Annotated in this window: 29 protein-coding genes; all 29 read right to left on the bottom strand. The window is 71.7% G+C overall.

Features of this window, described 5'->3' with window-relative positions; all coding sequences use genetic code 11:
- Window positions 1–11: 11 nt before the first annotated feature.
- Window positions 12–1,136 (bottom strand): DnaB-like helicase N-terminal domain-containing protein, encoded by a 1,125-nt coding sequence (locus IF73_RS0117730; RefSeq protein ID WP_031008930.1) that lies wholly within the window; start codon window positions 1,134–1,136, stop codon window positions 12–14.
- Window positions 1,136–2,422 carry a DNA cytosine methyltransferase gene (locus tag IF73_RS0117725; protein WP_031008928.1) on the bottom strand — a complete coding sequence of 429 codons (1,287 nt, stop codon included), beginning with the start codon at window positions 2,420–2,422 and terminating at the stop codon, window positions 1,136–1,138. Before IF73_RS0117725 ends, IF73_RS0117730 begins: the two co-directional genes overlap by 1 nt.
- A complete protein-coding gene (locus IF73_RS37725) occupies window positions 2,419–3,279 on the bottom strand; it encodes a hypothetical protein (protein ID WP_031008926.1) in 861 nt (286 codons plus the stop codon). Before IF73_RS37725 ends, IF73_RS0117725 begins: the two co-directional genes overlap by 4 nt.
- A gap of 288 nt (window positions 3,280–3,567) precedes the next feature.
- The gene (locus IF73_RS0117715) at window positions 3,568–4,422 is read right to left on the bottom strand and encodes a hypothetical protein (RefSeq protein WP_031008924.1); all 855 of its coding nucleotides are present in this window, start codon (window positions 4,420–4,422) and stop codon (window positions 3,568–3,570) included.
- Window positions 4,419–5,219: a hypothetical protein gene (locus IF73_RS0117710; protein WP_158822033.1), complete on the bottom strand. Its 801-nt coding sequence runs from the start codon at window positions 5,217–5,219 to the stop codon at window positions 4,419–4,421. Before IF73_RS0117710 ends, IF73_RS0117715 begins: the two co-directional genes overlap by 4 nt.
- Window positions 5,220–5,250: 31 nt before the next feature.
- Window positions 5,251–5,886: a hypothetical protein gene (locus IF73_RS37720; RefSeq protein WP_078868109.1), complete on the bottom strand. Its 636-nt coding sequence runs from the start codon at window positions 5,884–5,886 to the stop codon at window positions 5,251–5,253.
- Between the two features lie 188 nt (window positions 5,887–6,074).
- Window positions 6,075–6,791 (bottom strand): DUF317 domain-containing protein, encoded by a 717-nt coding sequence (locus tag IF73_RS37715; protein WP_037879553.1) that lies wholly within the window; start codon window positions 6,789–6,791, stop codon window positions 6,075–6,077.
- 5 nt (window positions 6,792–6,796) lie between these two features.
- Window positions 6,797–7,528, bottom strand: coding sequence for a hypothetical protein (locus tag IF73_RS0117695; RefSeq protein ID WP_031008918.1), 732 nt, complete (start codon window positions 7,526–7,528; stop codon window positions 6,797–6,799).
- A 182-nt stretch (window positions 7,529–7,710) separates the two neighbouring features.
- Complete coding sequence (locus tag IF73_RS0117690; protein WP_031008916.1) at window positions 7,711–9,504, bottom strand: type IV secretory system conjugative DNA transfer family protein; 1,794 nt, start codon at window positions 9,502–9,504, stop codon at window positions 7,711–7,713.
- A 48-nt stretch (window positions 9,505–9,552) separates the two neighbouring features.
- Window positions 9,553–10,296: a DUF317 domain-containing protein gene (locus IF73_RS0117685; protein WP_031008914.1), complete on the bottom strand. Its 744-nt coding sequence runs from the start codon at window positions 10,294–10,296 to the stop codon at window positions 9,553–9,555.
- A gap of 5 nt (window positions 10,297–10,301) precedes the next feature.
- On the bottom strand, window positions 10,302–11,075 hold the full coding sequence (locus IF73_RS38670; protein WP_051716923.1) for a DUF317 domain-containing protein: 774 nt from the start codon (window positions 11,073–11,075) through the stop codon (window positions 10,302–10,304).
- On the bottom strand, window positions 11,075–11,692 hold the full coding sequence (locus tag IF73_RS37705) for a hypothetical protein (RefSeq protein ID WP_234338261.1): 618 nt from the start codon (window positions 11,690–11,692) through the stop codon (window positions 11,075–11,077). Before IF73_RS37705 ends, IF73_RS38670 begins: the two co-directional genes overlap by 1 nt.
- Complete coding sequence (locus tag IF73_RS0117670) at window positions 11,689–12,468, bottom strand: DUF317 domain-containing protein (protein ID WP_051716921.1); 780 nt, start codon at window positions 12,466–12,468, stop codon at window positions 11,689–11,691. The genes IF73_RS37705 and IF73_RS0117670 overlap by 4 nt, the downstream gene beginning before the upstream one ends.
- Entirely contained in the window at window positions 12,465–13,712 is a 1,248-nt protein-coding gene (locus IF73_RS0117665; RefSeq protein ID WP_051716919.1) for an ATP-grasp domain-containing protein, read from the bottom strand. Before IF73_RS0117665 ends, IF73_RS0117670 begins: the two co-directional genes overlap by 4 nt.
- A gap of 48 nt (window positions 13,713–13,760) precedes the next feature.
- A complete protein-coding gene (locus IF73_RS41025) occupies window positions 13,761–14,243 on the bottom strand; it encodes a hypothetical protein (RefSeq protein ID WP_158822031.1) in 483 nt (160 codons plus the stop codon).
- Window positions 14,244–14,361: 118 nt separating this feature from the next.
- On the bottom strand, window positions 14,362–15,177 hold the full coding sequence (locus IF73_RS0117655) for a DUF317 domain-containing protein (RefSeq protein ID WP_051716917.1): 816 nt from the start codon (window positions 15,175–15,177) through the stop codon (window positions 14,362–14,364).
- Between the two features lie 192 nt (window positions 15,178–15,369).
- The gene (locus IF73_RS0117650) at window positions 15,370–15,699 is read right to left on the bottom strand and encodes a hypothetical protein (protein ID WP_031008906.1); all 330 of its coding nucleotides are present in this window, start codon (window positions 15,697–15,699) and stop codon (window positions 15,370–15,372) included.
- A gap of 73 nt (window positions 15,700–15,772) precedes the next feature.
- The gene (locus IF73_RS0117645) at window positions 15,773–16,549 is read right to left on the bottom strand and encodes a DUF317 domain-containing protein (RefSeq protein ID WP_031008905.1); all 777 of its coding nucleotides are present in this window, start codon (window positions 16,547–16,549) and stop codon (window positions 15,773–15,775) included.
- Complete coding sequence (locus tag IF73_RS42005; protein WP_031008904.1) at window positions 16,546–16,923, bottom strand: hypothetical protein; 378 nt, start codon at window positions 16,921–16,923, stop codon at window positions 16,546–16,548. Before IF73_RS42005 ends, IF73_RS0117645 begins: the two co-directional genes overlap by 4 nt.
- A gap of 220 nt (window positions 16,924–17,143) precedes the next feature.
- Window positions 17,144–17,908 carry a hypothetical protein gene (locus tag IF73_RS0117635; protein ID WP_051716915.1) on the bottom strand — a complete coding sequence of 255 codons (765 nt, stop codon included), beginning with the start codon at window positions 17,906–17,908 and terminating at the stop codon, window positions 17,144–17,146.
- Between the two features lie 31 nt (window positions 17,909–17,939).
- Window positions 17,940–18,581, bottom strand: a complete 642-nt coding sequence (locus tag IF73_RS0117630) for a hypothetical protein (RefSeq protein WP_051716913.1) — start codon at window positions 18,579–18,581, stop codon at window positions 17,940–17,942.
- Entirely contained in the window at window positions 18,578–19,468 is an 891-nt protein-coding gene (locus tag IF73_RS0117625) for a hypothetical protein (protein WP_031008900.1), read from the bottom strand. Before IF73_RS0117625 ends, IF73_RS0117630 begins: the two co-directional genes overlap by 4 nt.
- A 56-nt stretch (window positions 19,469–19,524) precedes the next feature.
- Window positions 19,525–19,935: a hypothetical protein gene (locus IF73_RS0117620; RefSeq protein ID WP_031008897.1), complete on the bottom strand. Its 411-nt coding sequence runs from the start codon at window positions 19,933–19,935 to the stop codon at window positions 19,525–19,527.
- Window positions 19,936–20,041: 106 nt separating this feature from the next.
- Window positions 20,042–20,539, bottom strand: coding sequence for a hypothetical protein (locus IF73_RS0117615; protein ID WP_031008896.1), 498 nt, complete (start codon window positions 20,537–20,539; stop codon window positions 20,042–20,044).
- Between the two features lie 42 nt (window positions 20,540–20,581).
- Window positions 20,582–21,793, bottom strand: a complete 1,212-nt coding sequence (locus IF73_RS0117610) for an MFS transporter (protein ID WP_051716910.1) — start codon at window positions 21,791–21,793, stop codon at window positions 20,582–20,584.
- 41 nt (window positions 21,794–21,834) lie between these two features.
- A complete protein-coding gene (locus IF73_RS0117605) occupies window positions 21,835–22,857 on the bottom strand; it encodes a hypothetical protein (protein ID WP_031008890.1) in 1,023 nt (340 codons plus the stop codon).
- A gap of 24 nt (window positions 22,858–22,881) precedes the next feature.
- Window positions 22,882–23,121, bottom strand: coding sequence for a hypothetical protein (locus IF73_RS41020; RefSeq protein WP_158822029.1), 240 nt, complete (start codon window positions 23,119–23,121; stop codon window positions 22,882–22,884).
- An 81-nt stretch (window positions 23,122–23,202) separates the two neighbouring features.
- Window positions 23,203–23,631 carry a hypothetical protein gene (locus IF73_RS41015; RefSeq protein ID WP_158822027.1) on the bottom strand — a complete coding sequence of 143 codons (429 nt, stop codon included), beginning with the start codon at window positions 23,629–23,631 and terminating at the stop codon, window positions 23,203–23,205.
- 39 nt (window positions 23,632–23,670) lie between these two features.
- The gene (locus IF73_RS38665; RefSeq protein WP_051716908.1) at window positions 23,671–24,735 is read right to left on the bottom strand and encodes a hypothetical protein; all 1,065 of its coding nucleotides are present in this window, start codon (window positions 24,733–24,735) and stop codon (window positions 23,671–23,673) included.
- Window position 24,736 lies beyond the last annotated feature (1 nt).

Genomic DNA, 24,736 nt, shown 5'->3' with positions numbered 1-24,736 from the left:
CTTTCGGGGGGTCAGGGGGTCCGGCCGGCGGCGACGGGACGTGCCGGCGGCGAGGCGGCGGGGGCGCGGCGGATCGCGGGGCCGGCGCGTGTGGCTCGCGTTGGCTGGGGGAGGGCGTGCCCGGTGGCGTGCTGCCAGCGGGTGCGGATGGCGCCGATGTCGGCGAGGGCCCGGCGGGCCCCGGCGACGAGCTGGAACGGTGTGTTCATCGGGTCGTCGGAGTACGCCTGGATGCGTCGGCCGGTCTGGTCTGCGGCGGTCAGGAGCGAGCGTGTGAGGGCGCGTTGGCCCCAGTGCCCGACGGACCCGGCGGGCTCGGCGAGGAGGCGGAGTACGCCGCTCGGCTCGCTTCCGTCGTGCAGCAGCCCACGCTGCTGGGCCTCCCACAGGACGGTGACGGGGTCGACGGGTTCGTGGCGGCGGACGAGGGTGGTGAGGCACTGCCACAGGCCGGCGTGCAGGGGCTGGGTGAAGTCCTCGGCAAGCAGCCACCGCACGGACTCGATGTCGGCGGGGCGGGCGGTGGCGGTCGCGAGCAGCAGCTGCTCCTCCTCCGCCGCTTCGGTGGGGTCGGGCACGGTGTCCGGCGGGGGTACGGGGGTGCGGGGCAGGATGCCGGCGCGGGGCGGGAAGCGTGTGGCGATGTCGTCCACGGTCACGGTGAGCGTGTCGGCCTCGGCGAGCACGGCCTGGACGGGCTCAGGCAGGGAGGCGTCGTGGACCGTCTGGACGAGGCGGTCGGCGGCGGTCCGTAGCCGGCGGCGGGCGTGCTCGGCCTCGACCATCCGCGCGTAGGCCGGCGCGTGCCGGGGCCAGGGACAGACCTGGATGAGGGTGTGCAGGTAGGAGGCGCTCAGGCCGCGCGCCTGTTCCCGGCCCGCGGTGAGCACCTGGTGAAGCCATGCGGCGCTCTTCGCGTGTTCGGCGGGGTCGGGTGGCGGCAGGGTGCTGATGGCGGTGAACAGGGCGGCGTGCGCGGCGGTGGAGAACGAGTCGGCGGAGATTCCGGGCACGTCGCCGAGGAGGCGTGGGTCGAAGAGGAGTGCGCCGAGGAGGGCTTGCTCGGCATGGAACACCGGGTGCGGCGCCGGGGTCGTGCCGAGTTCGTCCTCGTCGGGATCGGTGCTGTGGGACATCAAGCGGCCAGGGTGAAGTCGTCGGTGGTGAGGGTGCGGTCGAGGTGCGGGTCGAGGATGTGCGCGGCGAGTCTCGGGGGGACGGCGTTGCCGATCTGGGAGAACTGCTGGCCTTTGTTCCCGGCCCAGGGGTAGTCGGCGGGGAAGGACTGCAGGATTCCGGCTTCGGCTGCGGTGATCCTGATCGGTGCCGGAGTCGGAGCGTCATCGTTTCCGGCCGGGGCTGGTCCGGCGATCCAGGTGCACTCGTTGGCGCGGTGCCCGAAGAACAGCGTCCCGGCCGGCTCGTCAATGCTCCGGACGGTGGCGTTGGTCTGGTTGTTGCTGCGCAGGGACCACGTCCAGGGGCCGGTCTTGCCGGTGCAGGTGGGGGCCGGTCCGGTGGCGGGGCTGTCGCCGCGGGCGCCGTGACGGGCGGTCCACCCCGCTCCGCGGGTCTGGGGCTTGAGGACGATGTCCTCGACGGCCGGGGGAGCCGTCCAGGTTCCGCGCGCCCGGGCGGCGACGAGGGTCTTGCGGGCCCCGGAGGGGAAGGGTTCGGGGCCGCCGCCGGGCCCGCCGCCGGCGCAGACGGTCGGGACGGGCCGGTCGGTCGCCCCCCAGCCCAGAGCCTCGGCCATCGACACCCAGCGGGTGCGGCCCGGTCCGAACAAGCCCTCCGGCTCGGCGACCTCGGCATGGGTCGGCGTCGGGGGTTCGGCGGTACGGACACGGGAGGCGACCAGGATCGCCCGCCGCCGGGTCTGGGGCACCCCGTAGTCCGCCGAGTTGAGGATGCCGCACCACACGGAGAAGCCCCAGGACCTCAGGATCTGCGCGTACTGCTTCCACAGCGGCAGCACGTCGGGCACCTCCTCCATGGCCACCCACTCCGGTTCGCCGGCGGCGTGCAGGGCGTGGAGGTAGCGCATGGGCTCGGCGGCGAGCAGGGAACGGGGGTCGCGGCAGGCAGCCAGGAGCTTCTCGCGCGTATCAAGGCCGGAGGCGAGGTCGGCGACCGCCTGGTGGACGAGGTCCTGGTCGAGGAGGCCGAGCCGCTTGCCCGCCCTCGACCATGCCTGGCACGGGGGCGAGGCGATGAACCCCCGGACCCGGCCGGCGAAGATCCACGCCGGGTACATCGCCACGTCGGTGCGGATCGTCAGCAGACCGGCCGCCGCCCGCGTCCGGCACGCCCACTCGTCCCACTCCAGCCCGACGTCCCGGATCCCGAAGCGGTGCAGGGGGACGCTCCAGCCGCCGGGGCCGGCGAACAGGTCGAGCACGAGCCCCTTCGGCGGGATCACGACGCGAGTCCGAAGTCGTCCTGCTCCGGCTCGTCCCCCCGGCAGCTCCAGGGCGAGCAGCCATTCACCACGCCCAGTTCGGCGGCGTCGGCCTCGGCTTCGGCCGCGGAGTCGAGGGCGGCGCGCTCGGCCCTGGTGACGTGGTCGATCGGGGCCTGGTCGAGGGGGACGCGCGAGCGGTGCAGGAACGCCTGGCCCAGCAGGGTGTTGCCGGTCGCGTTGGCGCGGGCGTTGCCCTTCCGGATCGCGGCGTCGAACTCGACGACATCCGCCCATTCGGCAGGCGAGGAGTCACGGATTTGTCGCCACTGGGCATTTCCGTGGAACGGGCAGCCCAGGCAACTCGATTTCGGGGTGTCCGCGAGCCCGAGAGAGGTGAGATAGCGGATGCAGTCCGAACGTGTCCAGTCCATGTCGATCAGCGGGTGCCGGTTGCGCATGTACTTCACGTCCGCGTCCTTGGCGCGATGAAATTCGTCGGTAGATATCCCGATCCACTGCTCGACGAAGACGCCCTTCGGAACCCGCGTCGGATAGGGATATCCGAGGAGCTTGCGGATCTCCTTCTTGATTGGCTTGACCTTGTATTCCCCGCTGCACTGGCGCCTCGTCATCCCAGGTCGGCCGTCTGTGTTGAGGATATAGAGCGGCATCGAAGCGAAGCGGTGATCGGGGTCCAAGGCATCATTGCGGATATTCCCGGAAGAGACTCGGAGGATGGGTATGCCAGCCGGTGCGGCGATTTCCCGTTCGAGACAGTCGAGGTGTGCGTACACGCTTTTGGGTTCCCATCCGGTATCGGCGAATATCGCGTAATCGACTTTCGGGAGAACTCCATTTGCGGAGAGGGCGAGCAGGGTACTGGACTGGACACCGGCGCCAAGAGAAAGGGCGCGGAACTGAGGTGAGGCGGGAATGGTAGATCCTTGGACTGGAGGAGAATTGGAGAGGCGAGGCCCGGCTGGCGGCCGTCGGCTTGGTGAGGGAGGGCTCGGAAGGCGCTGGCTGTTGTGTGGGGGCGCGTGGGACGGAATCCGGGGAGCGGACGACGCCGACGAACTCCCCTTCGCGACCGCTCGGTTCGCGGAGGCGTCAGCGGCTCTTCGGCGAGGAGCGGACACAGGCCGAAGGGGCCACTGCCGGGGTTAGAGACTTGTGGCGCGGGCGATCCGGCTGGTGAGGCGGCTGGCCGGGGCGGATGCCCGGATGGCCGGGGCCGGCGCGGTGAGCGTGGCCGCGAGGGCGCGGTGCCCGTGTGCTGTGGGGATGCAGCGGGACCAGAACCAGTGGAGTGGGGAGACCTCGCGGGTGGTCAGGCCGCGTGCTTCCAGGGAGCGGATCGTGGCGATGGCCACGGGCCGGCTGTTGCCGTGCAGGTGCACCGTCTTGTCGTCGCTCACGGCGACATGACCGAGGGCGATGGCCCGCAGGCCGGCGTGCTGAGCAGGCGACAGGCCCGCGGGCCGCTTCGAGGGGCAGGAACCCCGCTGCCGTAGGTCGGCGGCGAGCGCTTCCGCGGCGGCGAGGCAGTCCTGCGCTCCGAAGGCCATGAAGTCGCGGCCTGCGGCGACGGCCTCCCTGGCCAGCTGCCGGGCTTCCATCGCCCACGGGGCGCCCAGCTCCTCCAGGCTCGTGATCCCGCGGACCGGGGCGAGGGCGTCGGCGGCGTTGGCCAGGGCCTCGCTGGAGTCGGTGGCGAGCATGGCGAGCTGCCGCAGCCGCGCCTGGACCGACCTGAAGGTCTGGCCCTGGTGGAGCGGCAGGCCGGCGAGGTCCTCCTGCAGGTCCAGGGCGTGCCGGGCGAGGGACAGCGCCGTGGCGGCTCGGACGGTGATCTCGGGGGCTCCCTTGGGGGTGGTGAGGGCCGGTGAGGCCAGCAGATCGTGCTGGAGGATGTGGTCCGTCCCGAAGGAGAGGAGCTGCTCGATGAAGGAGACGGTCGGGCCGGGGGACCGCCCGGCGTATCCCGCATCGGCTTCCTGCGGGTGATCTGCAGTCATCGGCGGGTTCTCGCCGTGGAGGCGACGGGCCCGGTCGGCGGGCTGGGTACCGACGGCGCTTCGGCGGCAGGGTGTTCCGGCCGGCCGAGGGTGGCTGCCAGGACGAGCCGTCCCATCGGGCTGGGCAGGACGCGTATCTCCTCGGCCCAGGCAGCGCAGGGCACGGGCTCGATGAGCCCCTGCTGGTCGAGGGCGCGGATCGCGCTCGGGTGGACGGCCGTCTTGTCCATTCCCACCCAGGGCTGGCCGTCCTCGTCGATCGAGACGACCCCGGTGGCGATGAGCCGGAGAGCCCTGAACTGGTCGGCGGTCATCTGGTGGTGGGCCTCGGGGACGGCGTAGTTGTTCCGGTAGCGCTCCATCTCGGTGGCGACGCGCTCGGCGCAGGCGAGGAGGTCGGAGGCCGCGGTGGCGAGCAGGTCCCGGGCCGCCTGGACGTGGGTCAGCCTGGTGTCCGCGGCGGTCATCGAGGTGGGGTCGGTGCTCTCGGCGGCGCTCCGCAGGGCTTCGGCCGCCGCCTTCGCCACCACCTGGAGCTGGGCCAGCCGGGAGGCGACCGTGTGGTCGGTGTGGTCGATGAGGGACATCGGCAGGCCCAGGTGGGCCGTGCCGACGGCCGCGGCGTCCTCGGCGAGCGAGGTGACCGCCGTGACCTGCCGGGCGATCCGCCCGGTCGCCTGCGGAGAAGCCAGCGAGCGGTCGTCGAGCACGTCGAAGCACTGGGCGACCTTCGTCGCGAGGGTCAGCATCTGCAGACAGACCTCGTAATGGGGGGCCTGAGGGAGGTGACGGGACATGGGGGCTGCCTTCGGATCGGGGGAGTACGGCTCAGCGGACGGGCGTCCGGCTTGCCCGGGTGGCGAGTGCGGCCGGGCGGGAGGCGACGGGGACACGGCCGAGCCAGGAGGCGAGGGCAATGCGGCCGACCTCGGTGAGGTGAAGGCGGGCGGACCGCGCCCCGGGAACGGGGTGGCGTGCCTCGCGGCGGACCCAGCCCCGCGACTCCAGGGACCGGACCGTGCCCATCGAGAACGACGCGTCCCTCATCCACGCCCACTCGCGGCCACCGGTGTCCTCGACGCTCAGACGCCCGGCCGCGATGGCGCGCAGCGCCTGGTACTGCGTGGGAGACATCGCCTGCGGCCTGCCGCCGACCAGCTTCTGGGCGCGGAGCGCACCCGCGAGATCCGTGGCGGCACGCAGGGCGTCGGAGGCGCCGAGCGAGGTCAGCAGAGTCGCGTCTTGCAGGTGATGGCCGGCTTCGAGGAGGGTGTCGAGGACCCGACCGCGCGGGTAGGGACGGTGGGCGCGCTCCTGCGGCGGTACTCGGACGAGGTAGGCGTGGACCATCCGCAGGTGATCGCCTGCGAGGGCCGCCTGGGTCTCCAGGAGGCGGATACGGCTGTACGCGTCCTCTACCGCGGGGCTCACGTAGAGCCGGACCTTGCCGATCTCGGTCCTCACCGCCCTTGCGGTATCGGCGAGGCCATCGGCGCGCCCTGCGTGTGCCAGGGCTTCCGACGGAGCGGCCGGCCGGGAGAACTCCAGTGTGGAAAGGCGGTCCCGAAACATGGTGACTTCCTCCGCCAGCACCAGGACGTGGGCGGGGGCAAGCTCGGCCGACAGACAGGGGCGGGAATCCGAAGGGCTTGTCATCGCCGGCGCCCCTCCCCGTTGGTGGGCAGAGCTCCGAGCGCGTGGACGACCTGCGCCCCGAGCCCCGAGGGGAGACCGGTGAGCGAGGTCAGCCGGGCTGAACTCCGGGCCAGGTACGGGACGTCCGCGAGGGTGCGCTCCACCGGGTCGGGCGTGGCCAGGAAGGTGAGGAACTGGGCCGGTAGCTGGGCCGGAACGGCACCCGTGGCGTGGACGGTCCAATGGGTGTCGAATCCGTCGAATACGGAGTGCTCCACCCGCCACGGCTGGCCGGGCGAGTGATGCATGGTGCAGTGCCCGTCCGGAGAGGTGTACGACCCTGCGCCCGTCGTCCAGTCGTACAGGTCGGCGATGTCGGCGACGGAACGTTCCGTCAGCGGGATGCGGTCCGAATGCCGCATGTCGCCCAGCAGTTGGGGCAGCGCCTGGGTGACGCTGGCGAGGGCCTCCAGCGGCGTCTGCCGCGTAGCGGTGATCTTCCAGGCCAGGTCGTTGCGGGCGATCGTCCGCCACATACCGTCCAGACGGGACGGCGAGAAGTCCACTTGGAGCGTGTCGTCGGGACTGACCACGGTGACCTGTCCGGTCTCCCGATCGTGAGTCCAGGACCACCCGAAAACGTGGATCAGCGGCCCGAGGACGTCGGCGAGACGGTCCCCGGCTCCGGCCAGGTGCCGCGGTGAGACCAGGAACCGGCCCTGCTCATCGGCCATGGCCCTCACCTCGACCGTCCGGCCATCGCTGCCTGTGCGACAGGAGCGGGCCGACCTGTGGGAGTGGCCGGACGGGACTGGGCGAGGAGCCGCCGGGCGCGGTCCGTGACGGTCACCCGCTGGCCCTGGCGGTCGGAGGTGTCGGTCTCGACCTGGACCAGGCGGTACTTCTCGAAGAAGGCGAAGGTGGCCGGATGGACGGAGGATCCGCCGGAGACGTAGACCTTGGTCTTGCGGCCGAAGCTGTCCTCGTACCGTCGCCCTTCGCCCTGGGCCAGGTCCTCAAGGGCGGTTGCCTGTTTGGCGTTGAGCTTGGGCAGGGGCATGGCCGCCTCCGCGCGTTCGAGGGCGCGGCCGATGCTGGTGGCGGCGTAGGAGCAGCAGGTGGCGGTGAGGTCGAGGTCGTGGAGGGCTTCGGCCAGGCACTCCACGATGCCGCTCTCGGCATCGGTCTCGCGGGCCTGACGGACGGCCTTCTCGTCGACCGCCGCGCCGGGAAGGCTCTCGCCGATCAGAGGATTGACGGAGATGGCCTGGGCGAGGTGGGTGGTCACGAGGGCCGCGCTGGCGACGGTGGCGGTGAGGGTGTCCAGGGTGCTGCGGCTGCCGGGCACAGTGACGTACTCGCTCGTGCTGAGCCGCGACAGCGCTGTGACGAGCTGTCTCGTCAGTTGCTGGGATTCCAGGAGGAGCGGCGTGATCTTGGAGAGGAACCCGGGGCCCGGCGCCTTGTCCACGGCGTCGACTTGGGCGCGCAGTGCCGCGAAGTGGGTGGCGAGGTCCCGGAAGGGCGCTGCGGTGTCCGAAGCGGATGAGGGTGTGATGGGAGGAGATCCTTTCGGGGATGGGAGATCCGGCGGCCACGGCGAACTTGGTCGCGACGTGCTGGGGGCGTGCATCCGCGGCCGGGGACGGCTGGTCACGCCGCTGAGTCGTAGTCGTCCTGCCGGGAGGCGGTCTTGGCGAGGGCCCGGGCGGTGATGGCCTTCGAGGCGCGGGCGGAGGCGGCGGCGAGTTCGTCGGCGCCGGGCTCGGCGTACCAGGGGCGCAGGTCGAGCATGGCGACGCGCATACCGGTGGCCAGGCACAGGGCGCTGCCCTTGGGGAGGGCGCGGATCGCGTCGGCCGGCAGGATCCGCTCCTGCCGCATCGACACCGAGGTCGACTTCCCGGACTCGGAGTGCGAGGTCGAGACGGTCTCGACGTCGTGGTCGCCGACCATCCTGCTGAGCTTGTCCGCGAAATCCGGGTCGTCGATACCGGAGCCGATGATCTTCACGGTGGCCGCGCTCCACATGGCGTCCATGCCGGTGTCCCCCCAGACTTTCTGGCCCTGGCGGTAGGACTGGAGGATGGTGATCGGGATGATCCCGCGGCTGCCGAGGTGGGAGTACAGATCAGGAAGGTCGCTGATCTTGCACACGTTGGCGGCCTCGTCGAGGATCGCGAGCATAGGCGGGTCGAGCCGTCCGCCGGCGCGTTCGGCCTGGGCGGTCGCGGCCCGCATCACGCTGTCGGCACACGCCGCGATCAGCGCGCTCGCGCCGCCGCCACCGTCCTTCGACAGCAGGAACAACGAGTCGTTGCTCGTCACGAAGTTGGTCGGCCGGAACTCGGGGACGTCCTTCTGAGGGGTGACCCACGCGGCTATCTCGCTGTTGAGCAGGGCGGAGGCGTACTGGCGGGCGGTCTCGTAGATGCCGTCCCGGGTCTCCGGCGGCCCCTCCACCGTGCCCTTCAACTGGGAGGCGACCGCGGTGAACTTGTGGTCGCGCAGGATGTCGAGCGGGCGCCGGTCGGCGGGGAAGGCCAGCCACTGCATCACGTCGGTGATCGGCCGCTCGTCCAGCGCGGCGGCCAGGAAGAGCTGAGACAGGATGTTGCTGCCGGCCTTGGACCAGAAGTCGCCCTGCTGGCTCGCGTCCACGCTTGCGGCGAGGAAGTGCCCGGCCAGCCGGTTGGCGCCGTCGAGGGTCTTCGCGTCGGCGAGGGGGTTCCACCACATCTCGCGGGCGGCGTGGGCGATCTGCTGCGGGTCCATCGACCACACCCGCCCCACGGCGGCACGGGCGTCGAAGGTCGCCGTAAAGGCGTCGCCTGCCGCCTTGTTGGAGGTGAGCAGGACCGGTCCGGGCGCGGCGAGGATCGAGGGAATCGCGAGGGAGGTCGTCTTGCCGGAGCGGGGGGCCATGATCGCGACGGCGACGTCCTCGAAGCCCATGCGGACCTCGCGTCGGGTCCCGGCGAGGTTGCCGACGAGGATGCCGGCGTCGCGGGGGGTGATGTGCTTGGCGTGCTTCAGGCTCGGCCGCAGGGAGCGGGCCTTGGCTTCGACGGCTCTGGCGAGCAGCGGCTGGATGTCGCGGACCGTCGCCATCCCGTCGACGGTCTTCTTCCCGCCGCCGGACCGGTTCTTGTACCGGAGCCACAGGACGCCCGCGCCGGCGGCGAGGGCCAGCGTCAGCAGGACAGGGACGATACGGGTGGCGACGAGCAGGGACGTTTCTCCTGCTGCGGGCCAGAGCTGGCCGGGATGGAGGAGCGCGTCAGCCGGACGGTAGGACGCCCACGGGGTGGTCCCGGACAACCGGGCGGCGACGTTCCCGGCCAGCCAAGCGAAGTTGGCGAGGGGGAAGCCGATGGCGAAGACGGCGATGCCGATCTTCAGGGCTATGTCATAGCCGTCGGAGCTGGAGGAAGAGGGACTGGGCAAGGGGCAGTGGTTCCTTGGCGGTGCCGGGGAGGGTCGGTGTTGAGGTGGTCAGTGGGTACGGTGCGGCGTCGACCGAGGTGGCTGCGGCGCCGGTGACGGCTTGCTGCGCCGGCGGGCGGCCAGGCGCTGCACGCGGACGGGCAGCGCGGAGGCGACGGTCTCGGGCGTCGCCTGCTGCCAGTGGAGGGTGAGACGCTGCCTGCTGAGGCCGAGGGTTTGCTCGTGCGTTCTCGGCAGCGGCTTTGCGACGGCCAGTGCCTGGGTGAAGGCCGTTACGACGCTGGCGGGGGCGCGGCCGTCGAAGCGCGCCTGCCAGACCGTGTGGTCCTGGTCGAGGGCGGCGGTGATGAACCAGCTGGTCATGCCGGAGAAGGTGATCCGCTCGCCCGTCACGATGCCGTCGGGGGAGCGGAACTCGCCGGAGGGCGCTGTCTCCCACCCGGCCTGGCGCAGCGGCTGAGTGGGATCGGCGACGGCCCGCTCGTTGTAGGCAGGGTCGGTCAGGGTGTCGGTGACCGCGGCGATCAGCTCGACGGGGGTCCGCGCGCCGAAGGACGCGTACCAACTGGTGGCCGCACTGCCGCCGTTGTGGATGATCCGCCACCACTGGTCGCCGGGTGCGGGCTCGAGTCGCAGGAGCGTTTTCTGGTCCGGACTGGAGAGAAGGACCCGGGGCAGCAGGGGCTCGTGTCCGTGGCTCCAGCCAGCGGCCTCGTGTAGGGGAATGGTCACCCAGCCCGCGTCGCCGGGGCCGGCGAGGTAGCGGGGTAAGATGAGCGCCTGGTCGATCATGTCGGTCACCGGAGCCTCCGTCCTGCCGGGGCGAGACCTTCTCCAACAGGTGGACACGGCGGCGGTGAGGTGACCGCGCGCCGGGCGGCGAGCTGCTCGACCCGCTCGGTCAGGGCCCGGGCGACGTGCTCGGCCGGGCACCGCTCCCACTCCAGGGTGATCCCGCGGCGCGGGAAGCCCTTCATCTGCTCGGCGGAGCGCCGTGCCGGTTCCGGGGAGGCGAGGGTCTTGAAGAGCGAGGCCAGGATGACGGTGGGTGTGCCTGCGGACAGGAAGGCGTGCCACAGGGGGTCGTCCTCGTCGAGGCCGGCCGTGATCCGCCAGGAGCGGCTGCCGGCGAGGGTGTTCCGGCTGCCGCGGACGTGTCCGTCCGGGGAGAGGAAGGTTCCCCGGCCGCCAGCGACGCTCCAGCCTGCCTGCCGCAGGGGCTCGTAGGGGTCGACCGGCTGCCGCAGGGGGTAGCCGGGGTGGGGCAGGGCGTCGGTGACGGCGGCGATCAGCTCGACGGGCGTGGACCCGTCGAAGGACACGCTCCAGTCCGTTCCGGTGCGGCCGTCCCGGTGCGACACATGCCACCACGGTCCCTCCAGCACCGGCTCCAGACGAAGCTCGCTCTTGGAGGAGGGGCCGGTCAGCACGACGTGAGGAACGAGTGGCTGGTTCAGTGCCGTCCAGCCGGACGCCGTGGTCAGGGGCACGGTGACCCACGCCGGGTCGCCGGGGCCGGCGAGGTAGACGGGAGACACCAGCGCCTGGTCGACCAGCTCGTGCTTGTTCATCAGCGCCTCACCGCCGACTGGCCGGCGGCGGGCTGCTGGGCGGGGTTCGCGACGGCGATGGGGGCTGGTGCGGGGGCTTTGAGGGCGACGGCGTGCAGGTCAAGGAGGGCGTGGCCGTGGGTGGCCCAGGCATCCAGGTAGCCCCAGGCTTCAGCGTTCCGCTCGGCCAGTGCGTCGATGAACTCTTCGTGGGTCGGCCGGGAGGTGCGCATGGCCTCGCGGGTCTGAGCCCACTCGGTACGCAGAGCCTCCAGGCGGTCGTATGCCTGGGCGAGCTCGGACAGCTGCCACGGCCAGCGGGGCTCGATGTCGCCGGCGGCGATGTGCTGCAGCTGGAACCGCGCCGTGGCGAGCAGGTAGCGCGCCGAACGGCGGACAGGCTCGAAAGCGCGCCAGGTCTGTGTATCTCGCTGAACCTTGCGCCAGCCATACGACTCGTCGTCGTACGGCCAGCCGTCGGTATCGGTGTGCCTGTCGGAGTAGGAATCCCAGGAGGCGAGGATCATCTCGCTCTGCACCAAGAACACCGCCAGCGCCTGGAGGGCGGCGGCGTGCTGGTCGGCGCGATAGGGGAACGGGGAGGTCAGGGTGGTTCCTTCGGTCGGGATGGTGATCACCGGGTACGGCGGGGGAGGGGACCGCCCGGGTGCTGCGGGGAAGGCGGTAGCTCGCGGCTGGTGCTCAGGGGGAAGAGCCGCTCGACCCGGGCCCACAGCGTTGCCTCCGCCTGCTGGGCCGGGACGCGTTCGCGCTGGATGCGGACGCTGTACCGCAGGGCGGGGGCCATGGTCCGTTCGTGGCGCAGGACCGGGTCGGGGGAGACGAGGTCGGCGAGGAACGCGGCGACCACGTGCGGCGGGGTGTGCTCGGTGAAGTGCGCTTCCCAGACGGCTACTTGCTGGTGCGAGATCCGCCAGGGTTCCATGCCGGCGGTGACCTTGGTGTGCCACGAGCCGTTGGCGAGACGGCCGATGTGGACGTGCCCGTCGGGGGAGTCGAAGTGCCGTTGGTGGCGCGAGGGCCAGCCGGCCTGTTCGAGGACCGTGACGGGATCGAGGAGGTCTTCGGGCGCGGACCCGGCGGCGTAGGCGGCGGTCGCCGCCGTGATGATCTCAGCCGGTGTGCGGGCCCCGAACGACATCGTCCAGGACTTCTCCTCTCCGGCCCCGAGGTGCCGCAGGATCCACCAGGGCTGGTCGGGGTCGGGCGACAGGTGCAGCTCCGCCTTGCGGTCGCGGGGGATGACACGCACCACCGGGGTGAGGGGGAGGTGCGCGATCTGCCACCGGTAGACCTGCTGGAGGGGCGCGGTGACCCAGCGGGGGTCACCGCCTCCGGCGAGGTACCGGGGCGAGACCTGGGCGAGTGCGGGCTGCCGGGCGGTCTCGGTCACGGGCGGCCCGGGGCAGGGGCGTCGACGGCGAGGGCGATGTGGCCGTTGGTGGCGCTGCGGCGGGCGACGGCGAGACCGATGGTGTCGGCGTACGTCGCGATCAGGCCCACGCGCGAGGAGTCCAGGTCGCCCTCGGGCGGGAGGAGGACCTCGTCGCCCTCCTCCATCAGCCAGGCCGGGCCGTGGACCCAGCCGGCCGTCTCGGCGAAGCCGGAGGCGATGCTCCGCTGGGTGAGCGTGCCGGACGCCGGGGCGTACAGGACCTGGATCGCGACGGCCTCCTGGCGCGTCGGCGTCAGGTCGGGGGCGGCGCCGACGGCGATGTCGGCGGCGATCCGGGCGAGGGGCAGGCCGAGGGCCTGCTCGACGGCCCAGCCGATCCAGTCGCCGCCAATCCGTCCGTTGACCTCGATCACACGCGGGCCCGTGGGGGTGAGGCGGATCTCCACGTGCTGGATGCCCCCGGTCACGCCGGTCGCCCGCACGGCGGCCTTGGCGATCGGGGCGACGGTCTCCAGGAGCGGATCGCCGGCCGTGAGGGTGTGGCCGGTCTCCTCGAAGAGCGGCTCGTCGCCGAGTTCCTTGCGGGTGACGGCGACCGGCGTGGTCACGCCCTGATAGGTGACGCACTCGACGCTCACCTCCGGGCCGGACAGGTACTCCTCGACGAGGACGCTGCAGTTGTCGCCGCCGTGCTGCTGCACGCCGCGGGTCGCGAACGCGTACGCCTCGGCGAGGTCCTCGCGGGTCTCGGCCTTGATGACGCCGATGCTGCCGCCCACGGCCGCCGGCTTGACCACGACGGGGAAGCCGATCGCCTCGGCGACCGCGAGAGCCTCGTCGAGGGACGCGGCGGCGACGGAGCGGGCGGAGGGCACACCGTGGCGGGCGAACGCGGCGCGGCTGGCGGCCTTGTCTCGGCAGGTGCGGACCGACTCCGGGGTGGTGACCGCCAGGCCGAGACGTTCGGCGAGCTGGGCGACCGCGGTGAGGTGGGACTCGTTCCAGGTCAGCACGCCCGCGACCGGCCGGCGCGTGGTGATGGCTTCGGCGGCGTTGAGCAGGGCGTCCACGTCGTCGAAGTCGGCGACCGTCTCGTGGTCGACGACGTACGGCTTCTCCCAGGTGAGCGGGCCGGTGGTGAGGACGGCGACGTCGTACGCGTCGGCGACCTGGCGCAGGCAGTAGCCGCGGTACACGTCATCACCAGGGGCGACGACCAGGACGAGCGGGCGCTGAGACACGAAGGGCTCCAAGAAAGTGAGGTGCGGAAGAAGAGAGAGAAAGGGGGGTCAGCGACGGCGGGCGGGTGATGCCGGTGTGGCGGCGTGCGGCGCGCGGGTGGTGAGGCGAATGCCGGTCTGCCCGGCCCGCACGGTGGCGGCGTGGATCTCCAGGACCGCACGTCCGTGGGTGAGCCAGTCGACCAGGGCTTCGGAGGCTTGCTTGTTGCGTACGGCGGAGGCTGCGAGGAGGTCCTCGGCGCTGGTGGACGGATCGGCCGCCACCCGCTCGTACTCGGTATGGGCGGTGTCGACCCGTTCGAGGGCCCCGCGCAGGTGGGCGAGCTGCCAGCTCCAACGGGCTTGGCCGGACTTTCCGGCGAGCTGGTCGGCGGACGTCTCGGCCGCGTCCAGCAGGGCGGCGGCTTGCTCTCGCAGGGGAGAGAAGCGGTGCCAGAGGGCGGCGTCCTTCTCGGCCTGCCGGGCGTCGTAGTGTCCTGGTCGTACGGCCAGCCGTCGAGGTCGGTGTGCTCGTCGTCGAACCGCTCCCACGCGGCCCGCACGGCGTCGCCTTGCAGCAGGAAGGTGGAGAGCCGGGTGATCGGTGGCGTGCGGTCAGGGGGCGGAGGGACGGAAGGAGAAGGGCGGGGCACGAGGGGTCTTTCGAAGGTCAGCGAAGGGAGACGGAGGCGGGGGCGGAGGGCACGGTCGGCGCGGGCAGGGAGACCGCAGGCCGGGTGCGGCGATGGGCCCGGGTCCGCCGGTCGAAGGCGTCGACTCGGGCGAAGTGCGCTTCGACTGCCTGCTCGGGTGTGAGGCCGCTCGGCTCCTGTCGCGCGCCGTGGCTCTCCGGGTCGTACATGCCGCGGACGACGGGGGTGGTGGTGACGAGCTGCTCGGCGAGGCCGTCCAGCAGGTGTTCCGGGATCGCGCCGCTGATCCACATGCGCCAGACAGGCGTCCCGCCGTATTCCGGGAGGGCTTCGACCCTCCAGGCCGTCTGCTCCGGGTTGTCCTCGTAGACCTTGGCGAGCGCGGCCCGTATCTGATGGGGGCCGGAGGAGCAGGCTTCGGCGGTGCCGTCGGGCCGCCGCTCGACGGACCAGCCCGCCTCCTCCATCCGCGCCCACGGGCCGATGCCGCTGCGCGGGGCTCCGGCGATGAGGCGGTCGGTGAATCCGGCGACGATCTCGGCGGGCACCATCCGGCCGAAGGACGCGCACCAGCTCCAGTCGGCGGATTCGATCTGCCAGTAGGAGGGGGAGAGCGGGTCGAGGACGAGCCGGTGACGGGCCTGGGCGGGGCCGGCCAGCACAGTGCGGGGGTCGCCGGGGGCGGAGGCGACGCTCCAGCCGGCGGCGAGCAGTGCGTGGGTGACGTGCCGGGGGTCGCCGGGACCGGCGAGGTGCCGGGGCGCGGTGAGGAACGGGATCTTCGAGCTGCGGTCGGCGATGTATGAGGCTCGTTGGGCGGGACTCAGAGCCACGAGACCGCCATGCTGACGCTCATTTCTGCGCCGGGGAATGCCGAGGCGGAGTGGGGTACAGCGAGGGGAGGGGACATGGGATTTTCCTCTGATGCCGAGGCGGGCTGGGGTGCGGCAGGACTTGGAGATGTCTTGCTCTGCGGGGTCGATCGACCTTCTCTGTCGTGGGCTGCCGGCCCCGCAGTGGAGTCGTCAGCGGTCGAAGAGCTCTGGATCAAGGCGGTGGACGTCTTCGTGCAGGTTCAGGCAGAGCGTGGCTTCGGGGGCGGCTTCCCGGAAGCGGTCGATGACTTCCCGGATTTCCCGAGGCGCCGGCATGAGGACCCAGCCGTCGATGTTGCGGGCTGCGGCGCGGAGAATCTGCCCCAGGGCCGCAGGCAGTCCCCAGGTTTCGTGGAGGGCTGTCTCCAGCTGGGGCCTCAGGTGAGAAATAGATACGTGTTCTTCCAGGTGGCAGCCGAAGTCGAGCAGTACCTCAAGGGCACTCTGGATGTCCTCGGCGGAGGGAGGCGTGGACTTCATCCCGCCGCCTCCAGTAGAGGGCGGCAAACTGCAAGGGGTAGGGGGAACGAGGAGGGCATGGTGCTCCTGGTGATCAGGGGTGGGCGTGGTGGCGTGCCTTGGTACGGGGCCGGGCGACGCGGACGGAGTTGCGGGCCCAGGTGGCGGCGCGGGCGGCGGTGATGCGTGCCTGCTGCCAGCCTCTGAGCTGTTCGGGCAGTACGGACACGGAGGTGACTCGGATGCGCTTGCTCGGCGGCACGTGCCCGCGCGGTCGCATCACCGGCTCGGGGGAGGCCAGAGCCTCGGTCAGGCCCTGCAGCAGGTGCAGCGGGGCCGTCGGGGTGGCCTGCAGGTTCCAGACCGCGCCGTGCTCGTTGCGGGCGCCGATCCACCAGTGCTGATCGGGGCCGGTACCGACGTACTGGACGAAGGCGTCCCGGGTGGGGCTGACGGCGGTGTACTCCTGGCCGGTGTCGGTGGACCAGCCGTGTTCGGAGAGCGGCGCCCACACGTTGGGGGCGTGTGCGGAGCGTTCCTTGGTCAGTGCGTCGGTGAGGCCGGCGACGATCTCCACCGGCGTCTGCGCGGTGAACGTGACCTGCCAGGCCGGCTGGTGTCCTTGGGCGGCGCCGTGGATCTGCCAGCCGCCCGGTGGCTGGTAGGCGACACGGACGGCCCTGTCGGGGGAGCCGAAGACGAGGGTGGCGGACGACCGGGGGGTGCTGTCCTTCCAGCCGGAGGCGCGCAGGTATTCGGTGATGTGCCGCAGGTCGCCGCCGCCGGCCAGGTATCGGGGCTCGATGAGGTAGTGCTGCTGTGCGGCCTGCTGGGCGCCCCATCCGGACCACTGCTGTTGCCTCTTGTTCACCGGTGCCGCCCTCGTGTGACGAACGCGGTGGCCTTCGGCGGCGCGGAGGCGGGTGCCTGTTTGCCGATCTGCTCGAAGACGTTCCGATGCTGGTCGAGGTCGTCCGAGACATTGGCCAGCGTGTTGCCGGCCCGGCCGAAGGCCAGCCATGCCTCTGGCGGGAACAGTCCGTCCGCGGCGTGGTTCCGGGACGCCCGGCTGCAGTCGGTGACGAGGTCGGTCAGCTTGCGGAGGACACCGTCCTCCAGGTCCACGACCCGCGCCAGGATCTGTGCGGCCTGCCGGGCGTCTGCCTGCAGCAGATGGTCGGCGAGCTGGTCGAGGTGCTGGGCGATGGCGTCGAGGAGGGCGTCGTCGGTGACGGGCGGGTTCATGGCGTTCCAAGGGGATTGGCCCGCGAGGCTGGTCAGCGGGTTCGGCGGGGGACAGGAGTAGCCGGACCGGAGGGCGGCGCCGGACGGGCAGGAAGGTGGCTGATCCCGCCCGCCTTGACCACCGCCGCGCGCAGGTAGCGGCGTAGGACGAAGACGGCGAGGCGAGGCCGGCGGACCGGATCGAGCGGAGGGACGGACGGACGCGGGGTACGGGCCTGTGTCACCGGTTGCGAACGGTCGCTCGGCCACCGGGCTGAGACGCCGGAAGGGAGACATCAGCCGCGGGGCGGGGGGCCGTTCGCAGCGCCACACCGATGCCGAGGCGGGCGAGACGGGCGCCGGCGGCCTGGACCGCGTGGCCCTGGGTGCGGGTGTCGTCGCCGGCCAGCACGTAGGCGTTCGAGGCGGTCTCCCACACGAAGCCCTCGGCGAGCAGCACCTCGGACGCGGGCCGGGCGGTGGTCGTCGCCGCGAGGGAGCCGTCCTCCCGCCAGGTCATTACGACCGTCGTGTCGGGGCGGGAAGCGGGCTGAGGAGGATTCATGACGGCGTGCCTGACCTGGGCGAGTGCGACCTCGTAGCGGGGCAGGAGGTCGGCGGTGACGGCGTGGGCGGCCCGCTCGGGATCGCCCGGCACGGCGATTCCATCGGGCTCCCGGACCCCTTCGAACGCCTCGGCGGCGATCGATCCGGTCGGGGCGATGGCCGCCACCAGGAACTCGTCGTCGTGCAGCGGGCGGATCGTGACGTACAGGCGGGTGCCGTCCTGCCGGATCAGGTGGGCGTCTTCACGCAGGACGAACTCGGCGATGGCGCCGCTGACCAGGTTGAGGTCCCAGACGTCTTCGGCGTGCCGGAACTGGTCCTCGTTGCCTTGGTGCGGGTGGTATTCGATCGTCCAGTCGCCGTCCAGGTGCTCGGCGAGGAGGGTGGCGAACGACTCCAGGTCGCGGTCGTCGTCGGGGAGGGATCGGGGGAGGGACATGGGCTCCTCGATGAGGGGACAGGGGGGAAGGTCATCGGGTCCGTCCGAAGGCGGTAGACGTTGGTGGAGCCGGTGGCGGGGGGTGAGGCCCGCGACGGCCCGGGAGCGTGGCGCGGTCCGCGAGGGTGGCGCGTACGCTCCTCAACTCCGTTTGAAGGAGTCGCAGTTCGTGATCTGCCTCGCTGCGCAGGCGGATACCCCAGTGCGGATCGGCCGGTCCGCTGAACCGGTCGTAAGCGTCGGCAAGCGCGTGCAGGACCAGACCGAGCGAGGCGACGATGCCGTCGTGCGTGGCGGTGAGCTCCGCGAGCTCGAAGGTGAGGTCGTCCACGGAGGCGGCCTCGCGGATCCGGTCGGCGAGGTTCTCGATCGCCCGGCCCGTCGTCACGTAACGTGCCTCGGTGCCCTCCCAGGCGAACTCCGGAGAGGCGAGGACCCGGTACCCGGCGGCCTGGAGGCGTGCCACAGCCATACGGGCGACGGCCTGCTCTTCCTCCGGCGTGACCGTGGGCGACAGCCGGTGCCAGGTGACCCCATGCGTCTCCCGCAGGAAGAAGGAGCGCTCCAGGATGCCGTGTGCCAGACCGTCCCCGCCGCTCGCGGTGATCACGTCGGTCGCCAGATCGCGCACGATGACCACCGTCTGCTCGGCGTCCGCGTCCGCCGTGCTCACCGCCGCACCGACGCGGCCGGCGTAGACGTCCGCGGGAGTGCGGGCGCCGGGCCTGGGACGGGCGGAGGGGGCGCGAGACGGGCAGCGATCTGTCCGAGCTGATCCTGCACCCCGTGGAGGCGGCGGGCCGCCCAGAACAGGTCCCGGCCGGCGGCGGCGGTCTCGTGGCCGGGCAGGGCGGCGGCTTGGCGGCCGACCTGCTCGACGAGCTGCCGCACCGCCGCGATCGGCCCGGCCTGCTCGGCGGCCAGCTGGTTCAGGATGCCCGCGAGCGGACTTGTCGCAGCCGGAGCGCGGGCCGGTGAAGCGGCGGTCGCCCGGGTCGCCGCGGGCGCCTTCTCCTGGACGGACAAGTGCCCGGTGTGAAGAAGCAGGTCGGCTTCAATTCGGCGGGCTTCCGCCTCCAGGGCTTCGGCCAGGCGGCGGGGGGTGCTTGCCCAGGCGCCGTCGAGGCGGATGAGGTTGCCGATCAAGTCCATGCGGTTGGCCTTGTCCCGTACGGCGACCCAGCGGCAGGACCACTCGTCGCCGGGCGGAGCCAGGCCGGCCGTACGCGCCAGGCGGTGGCCGACCTCGGACCACTCGGCCGGGGAGAGCTCCCGGTCCAGTGGATGCAGGCGCACGTACAGGTGGAGGATCGCGCGTCGGGAGCCGTCCGGGGCGGCGGCGAAGGGATGCTCGACCAGCGGATCGGCGAGGTGCTGGGCCCACTCCGGTGTCGTCCAGTACCGGCTCTCGTCGGTGTATCGGTCGAGCTGGTCCCAGTAGGCCACCACGGTGCCGCCGGGCTCGGTCGTGAGCCCCTCGTCCGCGCTGAGGGGACGACCGAGCGCATCGGCCAGGGCGTCGGCGGCTTCAAAGCCGTGCCGGTACAGGTGAATGATCATGTTCTCGCTGGGTGTCGGACTAACAGGGAGGGGCGGAGGAACGCGGTCCTGTCCGCCTATCGGCCGACGTCAGCGACGTGGACCAGCTGGTTGAGCGCGGTCACCGAGTACCAGCGGCAGTCGACCGGCTCCTCGCCGGTCCCGACGCGCGGTATCAGGTACTCGCGCAGGGCCTGTTGGTGCACGAGGCACTCGGGGCACAGGGTGGACAGGTGCACCATGTAGCGGGGGTGGGCGGTCAGGTAGGAGCGGTGGCCGCCGTTCGGGTCGAGCAGCCGCCACCCGTTCTCGTCGGTCGGCGTGTGCAGCGAGTCGGTGACCACCTTCATCGCGTCACCCCACAGCCGCCCCTCGGCGGCCCCCTTGAAGATCACCACGTGCTCGCCGGGCCGGAAGTGGGCGTGGGTGATGTCCCGCTTCGGGGTGAGCGGGTCGTGCGGCAGGTACACGGGGCGGGTCTCAGGCACGGACGGTCCTTCCACGAGGTCGCGGGGCGGCGGTGGAAGACAAAGGGTCCGGAGAATCCCCGGTTTCGGAAACCGGGGATCCGCCGCTATATTGCGCGCTGCGCGCCTACCGGAACGGGTTCTCCGTGGGCCGGTCCCGGTCGCTCGCGGCCTCGACGAGTTCCGGCAGATCCACGCCGTCGGCGTCGCGCTGGTCCACCCACCACCCGGCCCGGGTCAGCAGCCGGATCTGCTCCTCCAGCTGCGCCCAGTCGGCTTCGTCCCAGCTCCCCTCGGTGACGAGAGCCTCGTACGACCTGGTCACGAGCTGGTGCCGGCAGCGCTCGCCCCAGCCGAGGATCTTCTCGGGACCCTCCAGCTCGGGCATGTCGAACTGGGTGGTCCACGCCGCCGCGGCGGCCTGTTCCTCGGCGCGCTTGGCGGCCAGCCACTCCGCGGTACTCGCGGCATCGGCCCGATGCTCGGCTCGCCAGCACTCGGTGCACTTCCGTTCGGTGAGCCACCGGGCGTACCCGGCTCGCTGGTCTGCCGACCGGGTCGACATGTCGTAGGGGACGGCGTGTCCACAGCTGTGGACGACCTCGAAGGACGTGGGCACGGCCATGAAGATCTCCTTGGGTTCGAGAAGGGAAAGAGGGAAGGGGTGTCAGGCGGTACGGGCCGAAGCCCTCCCCGCGCGGTGCGCGGGAACACGGCGGTGTCGACCGCGGCGTGCGCGGGTGTCGGGCACGTAGATCCAGCTCCACGCCGCGGCGAGCACGGCGACGGTGAGCGCCGCTCCGGCGGCGGGGAGGCCGGCGCCAAGCTGGGGGTGGGTGGTGAGTTGGCCGGCGAAGGCCGTCCCCGTGGCCTGGCCGACGCCGATGGCGGCGATCAGCCACGCGTACGCCTCGGTGACAGTGCCGGCCGGGGCGAGCGCGTCCACGGTGAGGAAGGCGCTGGTCACCAGCGCCGGGAGGGCAAGACCCGGCAGGGCGGACATGGCGACTGCCGCTGCCGGTCCCGGGCTCAGCATCAGGGGGAGCCAGCACACTGCGAAGGCTGCGGAACCTACAACGAGCTGAGCGGTGAGACTGCCCGGCCACACCCGCCGGCTGTAGAGCGTGCCGCCGAGGAGGCTGCCGACGGACAGCGCCGCCGGCAGGAGTCCCAGCAGCAGAGCGCTCTCGCTCCGCTCGGCAAGCGCGACGGCCCAGACCGTGTGGGCACCGAGCGCGACGCCGGTCCCGGTCATGGCGACGAGCAGAGCGACCAGCCCGAGCGAGCGTAGGGGGCCGAGAAGCCCGGACGACGCGGCCGTGCCGGGGCGCCAGCTCCGGGACGGGGTGGCGCTCAGGACGACCGCCGCCCCGACCAGGCCGAGCATGGCTGTCGCGACCATGGCGGTGTCCGGTCCGGCGAACGTGGTGACGGTGGCGACCAGCGGGGGCCCCGCGATGAAGATCACCCCCTGCGATCCGGTGTCCAGGGCGAGCGCGGCGCGCTGCTGCTGAGGATCGGGCAGCACGCTCGGCCACAGGGCTCGAAGGTTGGCCTCGGCCGGCGGGGTGGAGATGCCGGCGAGGACCACCAGGGCGATGAACAGCGGCGTCTGCGTGGTCGAGTCGACGCGGGGCATGGCCAGCATCGCCAGACTGGTGAAGCCGGTAGCCGTCCAGGTCACGGCCGTCTGCCCGTGCCGGTCCACGACCCGGCCGAGTGCCGGCTGCCCGAGCGCGGAGGCCAGCCCGTACGCCGCGCACATCAGGGCGGCTGTGGACGCGGCTCCGCCCTGGTCGGCGACCAGCAGGAGGAGTACGACCGGCACCATGCCCGTCGGGAGCCGCGCGACCATGGTGCCGACCAGAAGCCGGGCCACGTACGGCTCACCCAGAACCGGTCCCGACGTCCGTGCAGTCGTCACCTGCTCATCCCCGGCCGGCGCCCTTGATGTGGCGGCCCGGGCGGGAGGGGAGCAGGTGCCGACGGTGTGACCGAGGAGGCGGTGAAGTCCGGGTCGAGGGACTGCACCAGGTCGACGAGCAGTGTGCCCTGCTGTAGCCAGCGCTCCAGGAGCTGAACAGCTCCTTCCTCGTCCTGCGCGCTGCCTTCGGCCAGGGCTGCATCGGCCCCGCGAAGGAGATCGTCCAGAGCCTTCGGCAGCGGACCGTACACGCCTCGGCGCAGATGATGGTCGAGGCCGTACCAGTGTTGGCAGAGGTCCTCGTTCAACGCCCAGACGCGGGGCAGGGCGCCGTTCGTCCGGGCCGACCGGATCTGATCAAGGACGCGTCCTAGGAGCCGGAAGTGGGCCTGCGCCAGGGCGTGTTCGTAGGAAGGCAGGAGTATCTCCGTGACCTTCTTCAGGACGCCGGCGACATCGGGTGCGACGACGCTGACCGGCGCCGCCGTCCCCAGCGAGGTGAACTGCGCATCCGGAGCGAGGGCGCCGACGACGATCTGACCGTCCCACGGACGCCGCAGCACCGCCAGTTCGAGGCCGCTTTCTGAGCGGAGGAAGGCCACTGCCGATACTTGCTCCGAGTACGACTGCATGACGTAGAACAGTGACCCCCCAAGGGAGTCCCAGAGGAAGTTCAGGCGGTTACGTGAATCCGAGGGCGAAAGCAGGCAGTTGCCGACCTCCACCGTCCAGGAGTCATCAAGGCGTGCAGCGATGCCTCGCCCGATGTCGCTGATGAACGTCTGGCGGGTGGTGGTCACCGTGATGCCGAACCGGTGCGCGTTGGCGTAGAGCGTGTCGAGCGCCGTCTGTGCACGGTCGAGGTCGGACATCGGCAGGACGTGGATTCCTTCGTCGGCCGACTCGAAGTGCGCGAGGTCAAGGGCGATGACGGCCCAGTCGGCACCTGGCCCGCCGGGGAGGGCGACGATGCCGTCGTCAGGGCTTGAGTACAGAGTGATGTGGGCGGTAGGGGACACGAGTGTTCTCCGGAAGGCGGCGCGTCAGCGGCGTCGCGACGGAGCCGCGCGCAGGGCGGGAGCGCGGCGATGGGGCGGGGCGTGGGGAGGAGCGGAGCTGAGGCTGGAGTCGAGGAGGACGGGGTACCGCGCGGTGCGGAGCATGTCGGCGGCCCACTGGGCGCGGTCGTTCTCCCAGGTCTCGCCCATGTCGAACGGGAGGCGGATCCAGGGGCCTCTCAGTGTCGGCTGGGCCAGAAAGCCGGCCCTCAGGAGCAGTTCCATGGCGAGCGGCTCGACAGGGCCGGTGACTTCCACTTCGCCGCCGCGCTCACGGACGATGCGAATTGAGGCGTCGTCCACGGGTCACCGCCCCCGCGAGACAGCAGCGCGAACCGGTCCGGCGGCGGGGATGGGCGCCGTTGTCGAGGGCGCGGTCGTGAGGGGGCGCTGAGGGGAGCGGCTGGCTGCCGCCGCTGCGATGCGGGCTCGGCGCTCGGTCAGCCCGTTGCCTCGTGCCTGAGCGGGCGGGGCGGACTGGGCGGGATCGAGGCTGTAGTCGGCCTGGACGGCAAATCCGGCTTGGCGGAGATCGTGCACGGCTTGCCGGCCTCGTCGCCAAGGATCGTGGTTCTGCCAGGTGAGCCGGTACAGATCCGCGGTGCCGGGAACGAGCTCGAACTGCTCACGCACCAGGTACCAGTTGGCCAGATGCGGCGTGACCTCTGTTGTCGGTCGGGCTACGACACCGAGGTCGGGGTCGAGGCCGAAGTGGAAATGGGGGATATGGGGCATGTACGTCCTCGGAGTGGGAGGGGAGGAAGGAGAGCGGGCTCACCGGCCGCGACCTGAGGCGGTCGGGGCTGCGAGGGCTCGGGGAGTCGAGGCGAGTGCCCTGCGGGAGTCGGCCGCGGACGGGGGTGGCAGGGTGGCCCGGGCGTGCTTCAGGAGTACGGGGGCGTCGGCGAGCCATCGGCGCACGTCGTCGGCCGACGCAGAGGGCAGCGGGGCCGGCGCCCTGAATACAGAGGGCCGCTCGCCTCGCCCCGGCCGGAGCAGAGCGTCCAGCCGGTCCAGCGCCTCGGCATCCGCCCGGTCCGGGGTGGTGGCCCACCAGACTCGGTCGAGGAGGTGCGCCGCGCGGGGGCGAAGCCGGCGGAGCACGACCGTCGAGCTCTCGGCGTGGCCGTCACCGGCAGAGCGCCGCAGGACTTCCAGACGTCCGTGCCCGCTCTCGACCTCCGCCAACAGGCGCTTGTGCACCGCGTGCTCATAACGGGGAAGAAAGCTGGTCGTCACCTGGGCGGCGGCGAGCTTCGGGTATTTGGGCAACCCGATGGCCGGCGGAGCGAACGGATTGTCGTAGTTGTCGTCGAAGGTGCTGCTCGCGCACGCGCCGAGCAGGTAGCGACCTGCGGCGCCGGGCTGTTCGATCAGGAGCAGTTCCGCGCCGGTCGAGCTGGTGAGGACAGCGCCGTACGGGACGCGGCAGCGCTCCATTGCCTCGGTGAGCTGACCGCTGTCCCACAGCAGAGGGAGCCAGTCCTCCTGCCACACAGGGTGGGCGTAGACCTCGACTGTCGCTGTCCAGTCGCCGGGCAGGCATCGCGCCAGCTTCTGGGCGTAGTCCCCCAGATACGGGTTGGAGCTGGTGGTCAGTGCGACCCGATGGAGCTTGGCGGCCTGGGCCAGCGCGGGCATCACGTCGCGCATCGTGCTGAGGTCGCGCAGGACGTGGAAGCCCGCCTTCTGTTTCTCGAAGGCGCTCGTCGAGCGGAGGGCGGTGTGCCCGTGGGAGTACTTCTCGCCCACGGGGATGGCAACCAGGCCCTCCTTGGCGCTGACGCAGAGGATGATCTCGGCGTCCGGCCGTGCCTGCGGCAGTGCGGTGCCAGCCATG

Origin of the sequence: Streptomyces sp. NRRL F-5727 (assembly GCF_000719555.1) — a bacterium.
Classification (GTDB): Bacteria; Actinomycetota; Actinomycetes; order Streptomycetales; family Streptomycetaceae; genus Streptomyces.
This window is presented reverse-complemented; position numbering and strand designations above follow the sequence as displayed.

Coding starts and splice junctions, on each gene's coding strand:
- IF73_RS42005 (WP_031008904.1), bottom strand. CDS start 16,923: ATGAACCCGCCCGTCACCGACGACGCCCTCCTCGACGCCATCGCCCAG.
- IF73_RS41020 (WP_158822029.1), bottom strand. CDS start 23,121: ATGGAACTGCTCCTGAGGGCCGGCTTTCTGGCCCAGCCGACACTGAGA.
- IF73_RS0117715 (WP_031008924.1), bottom strand. CDS start 4,422: ATGACTGCAGATCACCCGCAGGAAGCCGATGCGGGATACGCCGGGCGG.
- IF73_RS0117710 (WP_158822033.1), bottom strand. CDS start 5,219: ATGTCCCGTCACCTCCCTCAGGCCCCCCATTACGAGGTCTGTCTGCAG.
- IF73_RS0117730 (WP_031008930.1), bottom strand. CDS start 1,136: ATGTCCCACAGCACCGATCCCGACGAGGACGAACTCGGCACGACCCCG.
- IF73_RS38670 (WP_051716923.1), bottom strand. CDS start 11,075: ATGAACAAGCACGAGCTGGTCGACCAGGCGCTGGTGTCTCCCGTCTAC.
- IF73_RS0117635 (WP_051716915.1), bottom strand. CDS start 17,908: ATGTCCCTCCCCCGATCCCTCCCCGACGACGACCGCGACCTGGAGTCG.
- IF73_RS41015 (WP_158822027.1), bottom strand. CDS start 23,631: ATGCCCCATATCCCCCATTTCCACTTCGGCCTCGACCCCGACCTCGGT.
- IF73_RS38665 (WP_051716908.1), bottom strand. CDS start 24,735: ATGGCTGGCACCGCACTGCCGCAGGCACGGCCGGACGCCGAGATCATC.
- IF73_RS0117625 (WP_031008900.1), bottom strand. CDS start 19,468: ATGATCATTCACCTGTACCGGCACGGCTTTGAAGCCGCCGACGCCCTG.
- IF73_RS0117615 (WP_031008896.1), bottom strand. CDS start 20,539: ATGGCCGTGCCCACGTCCTTCGAGGTCGTCCACAGCTGTGGACACGCC.
- IF73_RS37715 (WP_037879553.1), bottom strand. CDS start 6,791: ATGGCCGATGAGCAGGGCCGGTTCCTGGTCTCACCGCGGCACCTGGCC.
- IF73_RS0117685 (WP_031008914.1), bottom strand. CDS start 10,296: ATGATCGACCAGGCGCTCATCTTACCCCGCTACCTCGCCGGCCCCGGC.
- IF73_RS0117650 (WP_031008906.1), bottom strand. CDS start 15,699: ATGAAGTCCACGCCTCCCTCCGCCGAGGACATCCAGAGTGCCCTTGAG.